This window comes from Bradyrhizobium semiaridum (assembly GCF_020329505.1).
GTDB lineage: Bacteria > Pseudomonadota > Alphaproteobacteria > Rhizobiales > Xanthobacteraceae > Bradyrhizobium > Bradyrhizobium semiaridum.
Map to the genome: position 1 here is coordinate 159,051 of NZ_JAGKJJ010000004.1, position 16,291 is coordinate 175,341.

A 16,291-nucleotide genomic window follows, 5' to 3' on the forward strand; every position below is an offset into this window, starting at 1 on the left:
TCTCAAGTCTCATGGTCGCACCCCTCAGAGTGGGCATAGCGGGGCTCGGCACCGTCGGTGCCGACGTCATCCGCCTCATCGAGGAGCAGGGTCGCCTGCTCACCGAGCGCACGGGCCGCGGTGTGCGCGTCGTCGCCGTCACGGCGCGTTCGAAAGCCAAGAAGCGCGGCATCGACCTTCGCGGCGTCGAATGGGCGAAAAGCCCGCAGGCGCTGGCCGAGCATCCCGACATCGACTGCTTCGTCGAGCTGATGGGCGGCGCCGGCGATCCCGCGCTGTCGGCGATCGAGGCCGCGCTGAAGTCGGGCAAGTCGGTGGTCACCGCCAACAAGGCGCTGATCGCCAAGCACGGCCTGCGGCTGGGCGCCGCCGCCGAGAAACATGGCGGCGCATTGAATTTCGAGGCCGCCGTCGGCGCCGCGATCCCGGTGATCAAGACGCTGCGCGAGGGCTTGGCCGGCACCAGCGTCAACCGCGTCTACGGCATCCTCAACGGCACCTGCAATTACATCCTGACGCGGATGGAGCAGGAGGGGCTGTCGTTCGAAGACTGTCTCAAGGACGCTCAGCGCCTCGGCTATGCCGAAGCCGACCCGTCATTCGACGTCGACGGTCACGACACCGCGCAGAAGCTTGCGATCCTGGCAAGCCTCGCCTTCGGCACCAAGGTGGCCGAAAGCGCCGTCTATGTCGAAGGCATCTCTTCGATCACGCCGGAGGACCTCAAGGCCGCCGCCGAGCTCGGCTACCGGGTCAAGCTGCTCGGCGTCGCCGTGCGCACGGCAAAGGGCATTGAGCAGCGCGTGCACCCGACCATGGTGCCGAAATCGTCCTCGATCGCGCAGGTGATGGGCGTCACCAATGCGGTGACGATCGACGGCGAGGGCATTCCACCGATTACGCTGGTGGGCCCGGGGGCGGGCGGCGGCGCGACGGCCTCGGCCGTGGTCGCCGACATCGCCGACGTGGCCCGCGGCATTCGCGCCAAGCCCTTCGGCCGTCCGGTCGAGCGATTAGGCGATACCACCAAAGCGCCGATGGAACGCCATGAGGGTGGCTATTATATCCGCCTGATGGCGCGCGATCTGGCAGGAACTGCTGCAACAATCGCCACCCGCCTTGCGGAACAGAAGATATCCCTGGAGTCGATCGTGCAGCGGCATCCGGATGGCGTCGATGTGAACGGTGCGGCCAAAAAACCTTCACCGGTCCCGGTCATTCTGATTACCTATGCGACCAGCGAGGATGCCGTGCATCGCGCGCTGGCCGCAGTGCAACGCGACAAGGTCATCAGCGGCCGGCCGCAGGTGATCCGGATCGAGAAGAACTAGAGCGTTTTCGAGCGAAGTGGGTACCGGTTCGCGTGACGAAAACGCGTCAAGACAAGAATCTCTAGCGCGGCCTCGACGGGCCGGGTGCGAGACGATTGATGCGGGCGGCTTTGCCCGCGCCTAGAGCCCCAAGGAGTACGCCGATGTCGACCCATATTTCCGTTCCGCCGCAGATGCTGCTCGAGCGCATCCTGACGCTCGAAATCGTGCGGGTGACGGAGCGCGCGGCGGTGTCGGCCGCGCGGCTGCGCGGCCACGGCCAGGAGAAGGCCGCCGACAAGGCCGCGGTGGATGCGATGCGGCGCGAGCTCAACAAGCTGCCGATCGAAGGCACCATCGTGATCGGCGAGGGTGAGCGCGACGAGGCTCCGATGCTGTTCATCGGCGAGAAGGTCGGGCTCAATGCCGGCCCGAGGGTCGACATTGCAGTGGACCCGCTCGAAGGCACCACGCTGTGCGCCAAGAACATGCCGGGCTCGATCGCCACCATGGCGATGGCCGACGGCGGCACGCTGCTGCACGCACCCGATGTCTACATGCAGAAGATCGCGATCGGCCCGGGCTTCGCCAAGGACGTGATCGAGCTCGATGCGCCGCCGGCCGACAACGTCCGCCGCCTCGCCAAGGCCAAGGGCGTCGATCCCACCGCCATCAACGTGCTGGTGCTCGACCGTCCGCGCCACGCCGACATCATCAACAGCGTGCGCTCGACCGGTGCAGCGGTGCAGCTGATTACCGACGGCGACGTCGCCGGCGTCATTCACTGCGCCAAGCCGGATGAGACCGGCGTCGACATGTATATCGGCACCGGCGGCGCGCCCGAGGGCGTGCTGGCGGCGGTCGCGCTGCGCTGCATCGGCGGCCAGATGCAGTGCCGCCTGATCCTCGACAGCGAGGAGAAGCGCGAGCGCGCCTACAAGATGGGCGTCACCGATCCGAACATGATCTACGGCATCGAGGACATGGCCAAGGGCGACTGCCTGTTCGCCGCCACCGGCGTCACCACCGGCTCGCTGCTGACGGGCGTGAAGTTCAAGAAGGACGTGATCGAGACCGAGACGGTGGTGATGCGCTCGGTCACCGGCACCGTGCGCTACATCAAGGCCGAGCATCGGCAGCTGGAGAAGTTCCACCTCGACTGAGCATACACCGTCATTCCGGAGCGTCCGAAGGACGAGCCCGGAATCCATAACCACCATCGGGAGTATGGATTCCGGGCCTGCGCCAAGCGGCGCATCCGGGAATGACGAGAAATGATGTGATGCAAGCAAGAACAATAACAGCGGGAGGCACTATGTCCGATCTTGCGGGAGTCAAGGCCCTGGTGTTCGACGTGTTCGGCACCGTCGTCGACTGGCGCACCAGCTTGATCAACGACTTCACCAAATGGGGCGAGACGCGCGGCATCACGGCCGACTGGACCGCGCTGGTCGATGGCTGGCGTGCGGTCTACGCCGCTTCGATGGACGAGGTTCGCAAGAATCCGCAGAACGGCTACGTCATCCTCGACGTGCTGCACCGCCGCTCGCTGGAGAAGCTGGTCGCACAGTTCGACATCAAGGGCCTGACCGAGGCTGACTTGCAGCATCTGACGCTGGGGTGGCATCGCCTGCATGGGTGGCCGGACAGCGTCGCCGGCCTGACGCGGCTCAAGACAAAGTACATCATCTCGCCGCTGTCGAACGGCAACGTCGCGCTGCTCACCAACATGGCGAAATTCGCCGGACTGCCCTGGGACCTCGTGATGTCGGCCGAGCTGTTCGAGCATTACAAGCCCGATCCGGAGACCTATCTCGGTGCGGCAAAGCTGCTCTGCCTGCCGCCGGAGCAGGTGATGATGGTCGCTGCGCACAATTACGATCTGAAGCACGCGCAGAAGCACGGTTTGAAGACCGCGTTCGTGGCGCGCCCGCAGGAATACGGTCCGCTGCAGAAATACGATTTCGAGGCCACCGGCCAGTGGGACATCGTCGCCAAGGATTTCGGGGAAATAGCCGACCGGATGGGTTGCTAGGACTGGCCCGGGAGTCCCCGAATCGTTACGATTCCTGCCTGATTTGGTAGGGATCATGACGCTGCACGTAACCGCAATACCTGTCGAAGCGCTGCCGGCGTTCCTCGGCGTGACGCGGTCGCTGACCGGAAAACTCTGGCGGGACCGGCTCGATGCGCGCGGGGCGGCGAAGGCGCTGGCCATCGTGCAGCGTCACAATCTGCCGGAGATGCTGGCGCGGGTGCTGGCCGGGCGCGATGTCGAGATCGACGGGGTCGCGGACTATCTCGATCCGACGATCCGCAAGCTGATGCCGGATCCTCATACGGTCACCGGGATGGAGGCCGCCGCCAAGCGGATCGCGAACGCCGCGGCGCGCGGCGAGAAGGTCGCGATCTTCGGCGATTACGATGTCGACGGCGCGACCTCGGCGGCGCTCCTCGCCTGGCATCTGCGCCATTGCGGGCTGGATCCGCTGATCCACATTCCCGACCGCATATTCGAGGGCTACGGTCCCAACACCGACGCCGTCCGCGCGCTCGCGGGGAAGGGTGCGACGCTCCTCATCACCGTCGACTGCGGCACCACCAGCATCGAGCCGCTGGCGGAGGCGAAGAAGCTCGGCATGTCGGTGGTCGTGATCGATCACCATCAGACCGGCGATGAGCTGCCCGAGGTCGATGCGCTGGTGAATCCGAACCGGCCGGACGATCTCTCCGGCCTCGGCCATCTCGCCGCCGTCGGCCTCGTGCTGGTGACGCTGGTCGCCGTGAACCGCGAGCTGCGCCAGCGCGGTTTCTGGACCGCCGAGATGCCGGAGCCGGATCTGCTCGGCATGCTGCATCACGTCGCGCTCGGCACGGTTGCCGACGTCGCGCCGCTGATCGGGCTCAACCGCGCCTTCGTCGCCAAGGGGCTGATCGCGATGCGCCGCCGCGACCATGTCGGCCACACCGCGCTGATGGATGTGGCGCGGCTGAACGGGCCGCCGGAGGCCTGGCATCTCGGCTTCATGCTGGGGCCGCGCATCAATGCCGGCGGCCGCATCGGCCGCGCCGATCTCGGCGTACGTCTGCTGCTCGAGGGAGATGTCTCGGAGGCGGCACGGATCGCGGCCGAGCTTGACCGCCTTAATGCCGAGCGGCGCGTGATCGAGCAGGCCGCCGAAGCGCAGGCCGAAGCCGAAGCGTTGGCCGCGCTCGGGCTCGAGGACAGGGGCGCGGTGATCGTCACCGCCGCCGAGGGCTGGCATCCCGGTGTGGTCGGACTGGTCGCGGCGCGGCTGAAGGAGAAGTTCGCGCGGCCTGCGTTTGCCATTGCGCTGGAGCCCGGCGGCATCGGTACCGGATCGGGGCGCTCGATCGGCGGCGTCGATCTCGGCAAGGCGGTGCGGCAGGCGGTGCATGACGGTCTCTTGATGAAGGGCGGTGGCCACGCGATGGCGGCCGGCGTCACACTGCGCAAAGAGAAGCTCGCCGAATTCCGCGCCTACATGGAGAACGCGCTCGCCGCCGACGTCGCCAACTCGCGCCACGAGAACGAGCTGTTCATCGATGGCGCGGTGACCGCGCGCGCGGTGACACCGGAATTCGCCGCGACGCTCAACCGCGCGGGTCCGTTCGGCGCCGCCAATCCGGAGCCGGTGATCGCGCTGCCGGCGCATCAATTGGTCTATGCCGACGAAGTCGGCCAAGCTCACCTAAGGCTGCGCTTCAAGTCGGGCGACGGCTCGATCGTCAATGGTATCGCATTCCGCGCGGTGGGACAGAAGCTCGGCAGCGCCTTGACGCAAAATCGCGGCCAACAATTGCACGTGGCGGGATCTCTCGCAGTCGACCGTTGGCAAGGCACCGAACGTGTGCAATTCCGTGTCCTCGACGTTGCGGTGCCGGATCAGGGCCCGACGGTGATCCGATAAGAAACGAGCGGGAGTGGACATGGCAGGACAGGTTGAAGGCAAGGTCGCGCTGGTGACCGGGGGCGCGTCAGGAATCGGCGCGGCGATCGTGGAATTGCTGGCGCAGGAGGGCGCGACCGTTTTTGCGACCGATATCGACGAGTTGAATGGACCGGAGATTGCTGCGCGCCTCAAGAAGGCCGGACGCGAGGTGATCTTCCTGCCGCAGGATGTCACCAGCGAGGAGCGCTGGATCGAGGTCACGGCCGAGGTCGGCAAGCGCTATGGACGGCTCGACATCATGGTGTCCAACGCCGGCATCGGCATCGGCGCGCCCTCGATCGTCGACATGACGCTGGCGGATTGGCGCCGCCAGACGGCAATCAATCTCGACGGCGTGTTCCTGTCGGTGAAGCATTCGCTGCCGCTGATGCGCACGCATGGCGGCGGCTCGATCATCATGATGTCCTCGCTGGCTGGCCTGCGCGGCGCGGCGAACCTCGCCGGTTATTGTGCGACCAAGGGCGGCGTGCGGCTGTTTGCCAAGGCGATCGCGATGGAGTGCGCGCAGATCGGCGATGGCATCCGCGTCAACTCGGTGCATCCCGGCATCATCGACACGCCGATCTGGGGGAAGATTCCGACCAGCGCCACCGGCGCCGGCCAGAACGCACCGATCGATCCCGAGGAGCGCGCAAGGTTCGCCACGCCGCTTGGCCGCGCCGGCCAGGCGCTCGAGATCGCGCAGGGCGTGCTGTATCTCGCATCCGATGCGTCGCGTTACGTGACCGGCACGGAGCTTGTGATCGACGGCGGCATGAATGCCGGCGGCGTGGTGCGGCAGCCCGCCAGTCGCTAACCGTAGCCCGCATGAGCGAAGCGATATGCGGGGAGAGCAACCCGGGTATCGCTGGCGCTCACCCGGGCTACAAGGATCATGGTAGCGGCTAGCCGCCTTGCCTAAGCCGTGCCAGCACCTTCAGTCCGCCGTAGCCGTCGGCGGGCTGCAAGCCAGCCTTGATCTGAAAATCCTTGATCGCCTTCATGGTGTCGTTGCCGACGCGGCCGTCGGTGCCGCCGGTGTCGAAGCCAGCTTTGGTGAGCCGCGTCTGCATCTCCTGCACCTCGGCGAGCGTGAGCGCGCGCTCGGAGCCGGGGAACGGCTGGATGAAGGGCGGGCCGCCGAGGCAGCGGTCGCCGAGATGACAGATCGCCAGCGCGTAGTTCATCGACGGGTTGTAGCTCTTCACCGAATAGAAATTCGGTCCGAGCAGGAAGGCGGGGCCGCCCGCCACGGGAATCCAGAGTTGCGCGGAGGCGTTCGGCTGCGGGAACGGCTGGCCGTCGGCTCTGACGACGCCGGCGCTGGCCCAGGCCGCGTAGCTGCGGCTGCCGCTGGCGCCTCCGCTGGGAGCACGGACCTCATAGCCCCAGTGCTCGCCGCGGTGCCACTTGCCGCGGTTGATCAGGTATTTTGCGGTCGAGCCCAGCGCATCGTCGGGGCGGCCGAATGGCGAGACCTTGCCGTCGCCGTCATAGTCGAAGCCGACATTGAGCCAGACTTCCGGCATCCATTGCGAATGGCCCATCGCGCCGGCCCAGGAGCCGTTCATTTCCTCGGGCGTGCTCCAGCCGCGCTGCACGATCTTCATCGCGTTGATCAGCTCGGTTTCCCAATAGGCCTTGCGGCGCGGCTCGTTCCAGGCGAGCGCGGCAAGCGAGGGGAATACCGGCGTCATGTGGTTCTGCTGCACCAGCGGATCGCCATAAGCGGATTCCACGCCCCACAGCGCCAGCAGCGTGCCGCGCTCGACGCCGAAGTCGCGCTCGATCCGGCCGAACAGCGCCTCGTTTTTGCGCAGCGCCTCGCGGCCGTGAATGATGCGCCAGTCGGAGACGCGCCGGTTGATGTATTGCCAGATCTGCTCGTGGAATTCCGGCTGGTTGCGCATCTGCCGGAACACGCTCATGTCGGGCTCGACCCGTCCCATGCACCGGTTCCAGGTCGCGTCCGTAATGCCCTTGGCGGCCGCCTTGGCGCGGAAGCTGTCACGCCATTGCTCGAAGCCCGCAGGCGCCGCGGCTAATGCGCCGGCCGGAGCGACGAGCATGGCTCCAGCCGCAAGCCCGGCCTTCAGGAGGGCGCGGCGGGCAGGGGACGTCGGAGAATCAAGTTGTTTCATGTGCGCAGTCTAGCGGCGCGGCCGGAATCGGCCAAAAGCCATGACGCCGCGGCAGCGCGATATGAGCGTGATCCGGCCGAAACAGGTCCTCGCTGTTCCGGATAATGCACTAGCTATCCTGCAAATCTATGGCGATTTTTGACAGCCATTGGCGGACCACGCGTTCCGCCTTCTCGTCGAGGCCGGCGGCGAGCCGCCGCTCCTGCGCCTGGGCGATCTGCCGGCACTTCTCCAGCAGTGTGGTTCCATGGCTGGTCAGCGTCCACTGCAGGACCCGGCCGTGCACAGGATGCGGCGTCTTGCGGATGGCGCCGTCGCGCTCGAGGTTCTTGATGATCACACTGACGGTCTGCGGCGTCTGCAGCGCAACGCGGGCGAGGTCGGCGCCCGACAGGCCCGGATAGGCTTTCAGCATGGTAAGCACCACGAATTGCGGCGTCGTCACGCCGAGCTGAGCCAGCGCGCGCTCCATCGACAGCCGCGAAGCCGCATGCGCCTGCCGGAGCAAATAGGCGAGGTAACCCTGCTCGCCGCGCTTGCCCTGGCCCGGCGGCGGAGGGACCGGTAGGGCCGGCGTAGCACCCCCAGCCACCGGCGCGCGACCCGCGACGCCCGCTGCAGCGGTGGTTTTGCCGACCGGACGCACCACGGCGGGTCCGGATTTCGTTCTTTTCTGCATTCCCGCCATGTCGCCCGATGCTGCCTTCTTCGATGCCGGCGCCTTGCCCGGAATATCAGAGCTCTGATAATGTATCAGTATACTGATAACATAAGGCCAAGCAGATGTCACATGCCCGCAAGGAATACACCGATTTCGAGAGGCTTGCGCCCGACGTGTTCGCAGCGGTGCGTTCGCTCGGCCAGTTCGCCGCGAAGGCCGGCCTCGGCAAGCAGCTGCTCGAGCTCGTCAAGCTGCGTGCTTCGCAGATCAACGGCTGTGCCTTTTGCGTGCAGTATCACATCCTGCAAGGCGAGAGCCTCGGCGTACCCGCCGACAAGCTGAACCTCGTCGTGGTGTGGCGCGAGGCGCCGCAATTCTCGTCGCGCGAGCGCGCGGCGCTGGCCTGGACCGAGGCGCTGACGACACTGCCGAACGGCGTCAACGACGAGATCTACGCCGAGGTCACCACGGAATTCTCCGAGCCGGAGCTGACCTATCTCACCTCGGCGATCGCCTCGATCAATGTCTGGAACAGGTTCGGCGCGGCCTATCGCTGGACACCGCCGGCGCGCAAACAAGCAGCCGATGCCGCGGCCTCGTAAGGCTGTCCACGCAAGACGGACTGAACGGCAGCTGAACAGAGAGAGGAAACAATGACCACGATGACCGCGCCACTGTGTCTTCCACTCAGCCGACCGCCGCGGCCGGTTTCACTGGCCGTTGTCGCGGGCCTGGCCTGCGCGTTCGTGATCGGCAAGGCGCTGCCGATCCCGATGGATACGATCTCGGCGGTGATCGCGCCGCTCTGCGCCAGCGCGAATGCAGCCTCGCCGCTCGACAAGGTCGAGGTCATCGCCTCGCACGCGCTGCCGAACGTGGCGGGCAAGCGGGTCACGGTGGTCCGCGTGTCCTACGGTCCCGGCGGATTCACGCCGCCACATCGTCATTCCGGGTCGGTGACCGCCTACATCACCAAGGGCGAAATCCGCTCCCAGCTCGGCGGCGGGCCGGTCGAGACTTTCAAGGTCGGCCAGTCGTTCTTCGAGCCGCCGGGCTCGACCCACATGGTCTCGGCGAATGCGAGCACAACGGAGCCGGCCGAGCTGATCGCGGTGTTCGTCGCCGACGAGGGTGCGCAGCTGACGACGATGCTGGAATAGCTGCAATCGATCGGGCAGGGCGCCGCGCGCGCTATAGCGCGATGTCGCGCTTTAGCTCTTTGTGTGAGCATGATCTTTTCGGAAAACCGCTTCGCACTTTTCCGGATCATGCTTTAGATCCCCGCGCGCGCGAGCGGATCACGGCCGAACCGGTTGTCTCCCTTCGATCCCGGCAGCACGCTCAGCGTTGCAACGATCGCAAGGTAGGGAATCCAGTATTTGACATGGAGTGCGGCGGCGAGGTGCGGCACACCCAGAATGGCCAGTGCCCACCAGCCGGAGACATTGAGGTCGTGCAGCCGCTTCACGATGATGGCGGCGAACGGCCACAATGAAGCAATCAGCAACATGCGCAGGATCGAGATGTCGTCGTCGGGTGGGCTGTTGGTGTAGTAGCGCGGCTCTGAATCGAGCTTGCTCCCGATCCGGATGACCAGCATGTCGGCCAGCATGAGGCCAAAAAAGCCCAGGCTGAATTCCTGCCGGCCGATGCGGCCATTCACCAGGAGAAAAAACCAGACGAAGGTGGAGAGCACGCTTGGTCGCGATCCTGCCTGAACGGGCATCAGCGATGCCTGGGAAGGCCGTTGTTGGAAGCGGTTCGTCGCCCGCGGTGTGACGGCCACGCGTTGACTCGCGACCGTCCCCATCATGATCAACGCTGCGGGCATTTGTCTCCGTGACATGACGCGCATGCGATCGCGAATGGAACCGGCGGCGGCACCGCCGGCCGCGTGGCTTCCATCGGAGTAGGCAAAACAGGCCGGGTGGTATAGCGAGATTGATCGAAACTGGATCACCTCGATCCCGATTGTCCGCGCTATGTCTTTTTTTACACGTCTACCGACGCGCGCCGCTGCAGAGGAACAAGCCGATGAACAACCTGAAAGGATTGTCCGCGTTTCCCATCACGCCGTCGGACCGCGATGGCCGGATCGACGTTGGCGGTCTCAGGGCGCTGCTGGAACCGTTGATTGCCGCGAAGGTGGATTCGATCGGGCTGCTCGGCAGCACCGGCTCATATCCGTATTTCACGCGCGACGAGCGGCGGCGTGCGGTGCAAGCGGCGGTTCGGCTGGCGGAAGGAACGACGCCTGTTCTGGTGGGCATCGGTGCGCTCCGCACCGACGAGACCGTCAGACTGGCGCAGGACGCACGCGATGCCGGCGCTGCGGCGGGGCTGTTGGCGGCCGTCTCCTACACGCCGCTCACGGACGACGAGGTGTTCAATCATTTCCGGACGGTCGCGCGCGAAAGCCGGTTGCCGATCTGCATCTATGACAATCCCGGGACGACCCATTTTCGGTTCACGCCGGCTCTGGTCGGTCGTTTGAGCCGTCTCGATGGCATCGTGGCGGTGAAGAGTCCCGCGCTGGATGCTGCTGCCGTACCGGGTCATCTCGCGGAGTTGCGGGCTGCCACACCCGATGGTTTCTCGCTGGGCTACAGCGCTGACTGGAATTGCACCGAGGCGCTACTGGCTGGTTGCGACACCTGGTACAGCGTTCTCGCGGGAATTTTCCCGGGGATTTGCCTCGAGATCGTTCGTGCCGCGGCGAGCGGCAATGCTGCGGAGGCGCGACGGCTCGACGCCCGCCTGCGGCCGATCTGGGATCTGTTCAAGACGTTCTCGAGCATTCGTGTCGTCTACGCCATCGCCAATCTCAGGGGGATCTGCGCGGCGGAGCCGCCACGCCCGATCATGCCGCTGCCTGCCGAGGCCTTGCAGCGGGTCCGCGAGGTCATGGCCGGAATGCCGATCGATTGATGGCGCGCCGCCGGGCGCCATCGGTCAATTGCCGCCACCTTCTTGCGTGTCGATGTGACGCGCGACGTCGTCGGGCAGGGCATGAGCCACGACGGGGGCTGTTGGCGGTTCGGGCCCGATCTCGCGGCCGCGGCCACGTATCAGCCGTTCATAGGCCGACACCAGCGTAGTGTAGGGATTGACCCACAGCCAGCCGTCGCGCGTGAACACCTGCACGTCGAAATGCAGATGCCGCGACGTGCCGTTGGGATGGTCGAGATAGTTCGAGACCACGCCGATCTTCTCGCCTTCAGCAACGCGGCGACCGTTGAGCAGGCCGTCGGTATCCATCACCGTCGGGTTCATATGCATGTAGCGGAACCGGACGTGCTCGGCGCGGGTGTTGACCTGCAGCGTCGCGGCCTGCTGCTGCGCCGCGCGGATCACGATGCCGTCGCGCGCGGCGACGACCGACTGCTGCTTGGGATCGCAGCCGGTCTTGCTGTCCGCCGGACACGCGCCTGGCTTGATGTCCTGGCCCTGATGGCCCAGGCCGCTGTCGCATTGCCGACCTCGAAACTGCGCGCCTCGCAGAAATTGTCCTGCCACGGATATTCGTTGGCCGCGGCCTTGCGGGGCGGAAAGGATTGCGAATGCGCGAAGACTGGCGCCTTCTCGAGCGGAAAGCGGATCTGCGAATAGACCGTGATGTCGGCATGGCCGCCCTGCTTGCGGCCGCCGCTACCCGCAACGATGTCGCCGCTCGGCCGATAGGTAAAGTCGGGGGACTGGGCCACTGGCCGATCCGCGACCTCGGAGGCGATGTCGCTACGCGGCCGTGACGGCTGCCCGCCGGCGATGCGCAAGGCCTTCAGGAAGCGCTCGGCGACCGGGTAGGCCTCGCGGCAGGCCAGCCGCTTCGGGCGCGGCACGCTGTCGAGGCACTGGATCGAGACGACGTAGGGGATGCCGAAGCGGGTGAAGGCGTAGCGGACCCAGCCCTCGCGGATGAACCGGCGCATATCCGGGAATTGGCCGGCGAGCGCCTTGACCGGTTCGCCCTTGCCGCCGAGCCGGTCGGCAAGATCGTAGACGAGGATCGAGCCCGAGATCTGCACCTCGACCGGCTTTGTGAATATCCGCTGCGGCATGCCGTCACCGGCACCCGGCGCGAGCGAGAACACCGCGTCATAGCCGGATGCGCCGGCATGGAACAGATCGGCTGCGCGAAAATCGGCCTGGTAGCGTGCGACGGACAGGCTCTCGGGCGCGCCGTCTTGCCGCGCCTCGAGATTGCTTGCGGTATCGAATGGCAGCAGGACGGGGATCGGGCTGCGGGCGATGCCGGGGAAGATCGGCGATGTGATCGCGTTCAACTGAACCAGGGCAGGCATCGAACGCGGATCGGAGGCGGGGAAGCGGCGCTGGCTTGCGAAGCTGAAGCGCGAGGCAACCGACGGCCTGGCGTTGATCTCCTGGCGCAACTGGTCGAGCGCGCCGCGCCACTCGACCCGCATCGCCGAGATCGACGGCGTTCTGAATTCGTCGGCGGAGGCCTCGGGAAGGGCAAGGAAAAAGGCTGCCAGCCAGCAACCGACCAGGCTGACAACCTTCCTGTTCACGATGTCCCCCGGGCTCTTGTGTCGCGCCGCAGAGACTAAAGCATGATCCGGAAGTTCATTCCAAATCGCATCGCGCCTTAGGCTTAATCCTTGGCGCGCTCAACGTAGGAGCCGTCCTCGGTCATGACCACGATGCGGGTGCCGGTGGTGATGTGCGGCGGCACGCCGGTGCGGATGCCGTTGGAGAGCACGGCGGGCTTGTAGGACGAGGAGGCGGTCTGCCCCTTGGTCACGGGCTCGGTCTCGATCACTTCCAGCGTCACGCGCTGCGGCAGCTGGATCGCAACCGGGTTGCCCTCGTGCAGCGAGAGCTTCACGGTCATGTTCTCCTGCAGATAGGGCGCCGACGTGCCGACGATCTCCTTGGAGACCTGGACCTGGTCGTAGTTCTCGGCGTTCATGAAGTGGAAACCGTCGCCGTCCTCATAGAGGTAATTGAAGTTGTGGTCCTCGACGGTGGCCTTCTCGACCTGGTCGGTGGTCTTGTAGCGCTCCGAGACCTTCACTCCGTCGCCGATGCGGCGCATTTCGATCTGGCTGACCGGGGTGCCCTTGCCAGGGTGAATGTTCTCGGCGGAGAGGACCACATAAAGACGGCCGTCCTGCTCGATGACGTTGCCCTTGCGGATGGAACTGGCGATGACTTTCAAAGGTGTTTTCCTGAATTTGGGAGCCGGGGGCGCAAACCGGTCGCCAGCCCTCGGCCACGGCGACGATTTCGGGCTGCAACATACTCATTTGCACCTGATAAGCCAGCCTTTTGCGGTTGGTTTCGGCGGATGGGAGGCGCCATTTCGGCCATTTTTCTCCCGGAATCGGGCGGTTCGGCGAGCTCGATTGCCCGTTTGGCAGGTTTGCCCAGATAGACAATCCCGGCGTCTTTCGACATGAAGGGGCGACTTTTGCTTGGATGCTTGCGAGACAGAGGACATGTCCGTCGTCAATCAGCTCGATATCAATGGCTTACGGCCGTCTCTTCAACAGCCGCTTGGGCTCGTTGATGCCGATTCGGCGCAGCCGGAGGCCATGCGGCGATGACCTGGCCTGACCAGCCATCGTCGTGGTGGTCGCCGGCGCGTTATGCGGACCGCCGTCCGTTCCTGCTGGCGCGGCGCGAGATCACCAAGGCCGTGAGAGCCTGGTTCGAAGAACAAGGATTTGCCGAGGTCGAGACCGCGATCCTCCAGATCTCTCCGGGCAACGAGACGCATCTGCACGCACCACGCACCGAGCTTCTGCGCGCGGACGGTACGACGGCGGCGCGCTATCTGCGCACCTCGCCGGAATTCGCCTGCAAGAAGCTGCTCGCGGCCGGCGAATCGAAGATCTACGAATTCGCGCGGGTGTTCCGCGATCGCGAGCGCGGCGATCTGCATCTACCCGAATTCACCATGCTGGAATGGTACCGCGCCAATGCCGGCTATGACGCCATCATGGCCGACACGGTCGTCGTGATCGCCCATGCCGCGCATTCGACCGGGATCGGGCGGTTTTCGTTTCGCGGCAAGACCGCCGACCCGTTTGCCGAGCCGGAACTGCTGACTGTCGCGGCGGCCTTCGAGCGCTTCGCCAATGTCGATCTGTTGGCAACGATCGCAGGCGGTGAGGGCGATCGGGCGGCGCTGGCGGCGGCAGCAAAGGGCCGGGTGAGGATTGCGGACGACGACACCTGGTCCGATATCTTCAGCAAGGTGCTGATCGAGCATGTCGAGCCCAACCTGGGACACGGACGGCTGACGGTGCTGTTCGAATATCCATCGCCGGAAGCAGCGCTGGCGCGCACCAAAGCGGGCGATCCGCGGGTCGCCGAACGTTTCGAGATCTATGCCTGCGGCGTCGAGCTCGCCAACGGTTTTGGCGAGTTGACCGACGCCGCCGAGCAGCGCCGCCGCTTCACTGCGGCGATGGACGAGAAGGCCCGCCGCTACGGCGAGCGCTACCCGCTTGACGACGATTTCCTGGCCGCGGTCGGCCAGATGCCCGAGGCAAGCGGCGTCGCGCTTGGCTTCGACCGGCTGGTGATGCTGGCGAGCGGCGCCCCGCGAATAGATCAGGTGGTCTGGACACCGCCCGCAGGAGAGACATGAGCAGGATCGATCCCAAGCTGGCAGCGACGTTGCGGCAGCCGCGCGAACTGGTCGACGCAGGCCTCGTGCCGGTGGACGCGCTCGCCGAGCTCGAACAGGTCGCCGCGCGCTATGCGGTCGCGGTGACGCCGGCGGTTGCCGCGCTGATCGATCCGGACGATCCAAACGATCCGATCGCGCGGCAGTTCATCCCGACCGCTGCGGAGCTCGTAGAGCAGGCGGGCGAGAGCGCCGATCCGATCGGCGACGATGCGCATTCGCCGGTCGCCGGGATCGTCCATCGCTATCCGGATAGGGTGCTGTTCAAGCTCGTGCATGTCTGCGCGGTCTATTGCCGGTTCTGTTTCCGCCGGGAAATGGTCGGGCCTGGCAAGGCCTCGGCGCTGTCAGATGACGCCTATCGTGCCGCGCTGGACTACATCCGCGGGCATCAGGAGATCTGGGAGGTCATCCTGACCGGCGGTGATCCCCTGATGCTGTCGCCGCGCCGGCTGGCCGAGATCATGGCGGATCTCGCCGCGATCGAGCATGTGAAGATCATCCGCATCCACACCCGCGTGCCGGTCGCCGATCCTGACCGCATCAGTCCTGATCTGGTCGCGGCGTTGCGGGTAGAGGGGGCGACGACCTGGATCGCGGTCCACGCCAACCATCCGCGCGAACTGAGCGGCGGCGCTCGCGCGGCTTGCGCGCGGCTCAGCGACGCCGGCATCCCGCTGGTCAGCCAGTCCGTGCTGCTGCGCGGCGTCAATGACGATGCCAAAACCCTCGCGGCGCTGATGCGCGCCTTCGTCGAGTGCCGGATCAAACCGTACTACCTCCACCATGGCGACCTTGCGCCGGGCACCGCGCATCTGCGCACGACGATCGAAGCCGGGCAGGAGCTGATGCGCGCCCTGCGCGGCCGCGTCTCCGGCCTGTGCCAGCCGGACTATGTGCTCGACATCCCCGGCGGCCACGGCAAGGCGCCGATCGGCCCGAGCTATTTGTCGCAGCCCGCTTCCCGCGAACGTGACGGTTCCGCGGAACGAGGTTATCGTATCGTGGATTATTGCGGCGACGTGCACCGCTACCCGCCGCAACCCTGAGCCGGCGATGGGCAGGACGGACGAAGGACGGCAGGAGCCGCCCGAGGACGAGGGCAACCGCAGCGTCGAAAATGCTGTGATGCTCGGCTTCTTTGCAGTGCTCGTTGCCGCGGGAATCTGGTTACTTTCGACAATGGCCGATATACGGAAGGTGCAGGATTGCGCGGCGCAGGGGCGACGCAATTGTGCTAGCATCGATGTCCCGGAGCGGGCGCGATAGGGTTGAGGAGACGCGAGATGCGGAAAGCGGTTTTGGCGATGGCTTTGATGGTGGCGGTCGGTGCGCCGCAGGCCCTGACGCAACAAGCCTGGGCGCAACAGGGCGGATCGTCCTCGATCCAGAAGGACCGGCCGCTGGTGGAGGCGCCGATCGGCCACCGCCAGCCGCGCCGCAGCGACGTGCCCAGCGAAAAGAATCTGAGCGATCCGAACAGCGCGATGAACAAGGAAGACGCCGCGCTCGACAAGAAGATCAAGAGCATCTGCCGCGGCTGCTGAACCGCGCCGCAAGCCTGGCGGAGC

At 65.8% G+C, this 16,291-nt stretch carries 15 protein-coding genes and 1 pseudogene; 11 read left to right on the forward strand and 5 right to left on the reverse strand.

The features are described from left to right. Positions 1 to 11: 11 nt before the first annotated feature. The 5 genes from J6500_RS06915 (at position 12) to J6500_RS06935 (ending at position 6,080) form a co-directional block, all read left to right on the forward strand. Entirely contained in the window at positions 12 to 1,331 is a 1,320-nt protein-coding gene (locus tag J6500_RS06915; RefSeq protein ID WP_225711938.1) for a homoserine dehydrogenase, read from the forward strand. A gap of 143 nt (positions 1,332 to 1,474) precedes the next feature. Further along, complete coding sequence (glpX, locus tag J6500_RS06920) at positions 1,475 to 2,473, forward strand: class II fructose-bisphosphatase (RefSeq protein ID WP_225711939.1); 999 nt, start codon at positions 1,475 to 1,477, stop codon at positions 2,471 to 2,473. Positions 2,474 to 2,625: 152 nt separating this feature from the next. Next, the gene (locus J6500_RS06925) at positions 2,626 to 3,345 is read left to right on the forward strand and encodes a haloacid dehalogenase type II (RefSeq protein WP_225711940.1); all 720 of its coding nucleotides are present in this window, start codon (positions 2,626 to 2,628) and stop codon (positions 3,343 to 3,345) included. 55 nt (positions 3,346 to 3,400) lie between these two features. After that, a complete protein-coding gene (recJ, locus tag J6500_RS06930; protein WP_225711941.1) occupies positions 3,401 to 5,242 on the forward strand; it encodes a single-stranded-DNA-specific exonuclease RecJ in 1,842 nt (613 codons plus the stop codon). Positions 5,243 to 5,261: 19 nt separating this feature from the next. Further along, the gene (locus J6500_RS06935) at positions 5,262 to 6,080 is read left to right on the forward strand and encodes a glucose 1-dehydrogenase (protein WP_225711942.1); all 819 of its coding nucleotides are present in this window, start codon (positions 5,262 to 5,264) and stop codon (positions 6,078 to 6,080) included. 88 nt (positions 6,081 to 6,168) lie between these two features. Here J6500_RS06935 and J6500_RS06940 read toward each other — a convergent pair whose 3' ends face one another. Next, a complete protein-coding gene (locus J6500_RS06940; protein WP_225711943.1) occupies positions 6,169 to 7,404 on the reverse strand; it encodes a lytic murein transglycosylase in 1,236 nt (411 codons plus the stop codon). A 109-nt stretch (positions 7,405 to 7,513) separates the two neighbouring features. After that, positions 7,514 to 8,092 carry a MarR family winged helix-turn-helix transcriptional regulator gene (locus J6500_RS06945; protein WP_225711944.1) on the reverse strand — a complete coding sequence of 193 codons (579 nt, stop codon included), beginning with the start codon at positions 8,090 to 8,092 and terminating at the stop codon, positions 7,514 to 7,516. 95 nt (positions 8,093 to 8,187) lie between these two features. Between J6500_RS06945 and J6500_RS06950 the strand changes: the two genes are divergently transcribed. Then, on the forward strand, positions 8,188 to 8,667 hold the full coding sequence (locus J6500_RS06950) for a carboxymuconolactone decarboxylase family protein (protein WP_225711945.1): 480 nt from the start codon (positions 8,188 to 8,190) through the stop codon (positions 8,665 to 8,667). 60 nt (positions 8,668 to 8,727) lie between these two features. Then, positions 8,728 to 9,225, forward strand: a complete 498-nt coding sequence (locus J6500_RS06955) for a cupin domain-containing protein (RefSeq protein WP_225712058.1) — start codon at positions 8,728 to 8,730, stop codon at positions 9,223 to 9,225. A gap of 113 nt (positions 9,226 to 9,338) precedes the next feature. Here J6500_RS06955 and J6500_RS06960 read toward each other — a convergent pair whose 3' ends face one another. Next, positions 9,339 to 9,896: a DUF805 domain-containing protein gene (locus tag J6500_RS06960; RefSeq protein WP_225711946.1), complete on the reverse strand. Its 558-nt coding sequence runs from the start codon at positions 9,894 to 9,896 to the stop codon at positions 9,339 to 9,341. 203 nt (positions 9,897 to 10,099) lie between these two features. Between J6500_RS06960 and J6500_RS06965 the strand changes: the two genes are divergently transcribed. After that, a complete protein-coding gene (locus J6500_RS06965) occupies positions 10,100 to 10,993 on the forward strand; it encodes a dihydrodipicolinate synthase family protein (protein ID WP_225711947.1) in 894 nt (297 codons plus the stop codon). A gap of 24 nt (positions 10,994 to 11,017) precedes the next feature. Here the strand turns inward: J6500_RS06965 and J6500_RS06970 are convergent. After that, positions 11,018 to 12,594, reverse strand: a pseudogene (locus tag J6500_RS06970) (M23 family metallopeptidase). Between the two features lie 83 nt (positions 12,595 to 12,677). Then, positions 12,678 to 13,244: an elongation factor P gene (gene efp, locus J6500_RS06975; RefSeq protein WP_225711948.1), complete on the reverse strand. Its 567-nt coding sequence runs from the start codon at positions 13,242 to 13,244 to the stop codon at positions 12,678 to 12,680. A gap of 384 nt (positions 13,245 to 13,628) precedes the next feature. Here efp and epmA point away from each other — a divergent pair, with 384 nt between their 5' ends. From epmA to J6500_RS06990, 3 genes are all read left to right on the forward strand, one after another. After that, positions 13,629 to 14,681 carry an EF-P lysine aminoacylase EpmA gene (gene epmA / locus J6500_RS06980; protein ID WP_225711949.1) on the forward strand — a complete coding sequence of 351 codons (1,053 nt, stop codon included), beginning with the start codon at positions 13,629 to 13,631 and terminating at the stop codon, positions 14,679 to 14,681. Continuing rightward, a complete protein-coding gene (locus J6500_RS06985; RefSeq protein WP_225711950.1) occupies positions 14,678 to 15,769 on the forward strand; it encodes a lysine-2,3-aminomutase-like protein in 1,092 nt (363 codons plus the stop codon). The genes epmA and J6500_RS06985 overlap by 4 nt, the downstream gene beginning before the upstream one ends. Before the next feature lie 237 nt (positions 15,770 to 16,006). Continuing rightward, positions 16,007 to 16,267, forward strand: coding sequence for a hypothetical protein (locus J6500_RS06990; protein ID WP_225711951.1), 261 nt, complete (start codon positions 16,007 to 16,009; stop codon positions 16,265 to 16,267). Positions 16,268 to 16,291: the final 24 nt, after the last annotated feature.

Excerpts from the sequence above, each read along its gene's own strand:
- J6500_RS06965 (WP_225711947.1), top strand. The coding sequence starts at position 10,100 with ATGAACAACCTGAAAGGATTGTCCGCGTTTCCCATCACGCCGTCGGAC.
- epmA (WP_225711949.1), top strand. The coding sequence starts at position 13,629 with ATGACCTGGCCTGACCAGCCATCGTCGTGGTGGTCGCCGGCGCGTTAT.
- J6500_RS06990 (WP_225711951.1), top strand. The coding sequence starts at position 16,007 with ATGCGGAAAGCGGTTTTGGCGATGGCTTTGATGGTGGCGGTCGGTGCG.
- J6500_RS06955 (WP_225712058.1), top strand. The coding sequence starts at position 8,728 with ATGACCGCGCCACTGTGTCTTCCACTCAGCCGACCGCCGCGGCCGGTT.
- J6500_RS06960 (WP_225711946.1), bottom strand. The coding sequence starts at position 9,896 with ATGCCCGCAGCGTTGATCATGATGGGGACGGTCGCGAGTCAACGCGTG.
- J6500_RS06925 (WP_225711940.1), top strand. The coding sequence starts at position 2,626 with ATGTCCGATCTTGCGGGAGTCAAGGCCCTGGTGTTCGACGTGTTCGGC.
- J6500_RS06985 (WP_225711950.1), top strand. The coding sequence starts at position 14,678 with ATGAGCAGGATCGATCCCAAGCTGGCAGCGACGTTGCGGCAGCCGCGC.
- glpX (WP_225711939.1), top strand. The coding sequence starts at position 1,475 with ATGTCGACCCATATTTCCGTTCCGCCGCAGATGCTGCTCGAGCGCATC.
- J6500_RS06945 (WP_225711944.1), bottom strand. The coding sequence starts at position 8,092 with ATGGCGGGAATGCAGAAAAGAACGAAATCCGGACCCGCCGTGGTGCGT.
- J6500_RS06915 (WP_225711938.1), top strand. The coding sequence starts at position 12 with ATGGTCGCACCCCTCAGAGTGGGCATAGCGGGGCTCGGCACCGTCGGT.
- recJ (WP_225711941.1), top strand. The coding sequence starts at position 3,401 with ATGACGCTGCACGTAACCGCAATACCTGTCGAAGCGCTGCCGGCGTTC.
- J6500_RS06940 (WP_225711943.1), bottom strand. The coding sequence starts at position 7,404 with ATGAAACAACTTGATTCTCCGACGTCCCCTGCCCGCCGCGCCCTCCTG.
- J6500_RS06950 (WP_225711945.1), top strand. The coding sequence starts at position 8,188 with ATGTCACATGCCCGCAAGGAATACACCGATTTCGAGAGGCTTGCGCCC.
- J6500_RS06935 (WP_225711942.1), top strand. The coding sequence starts at position 5,262 with ATGGCAGGACAGGTTGAAGGCAAGGTCGCGCTGGTGACCGGGGGCGCG.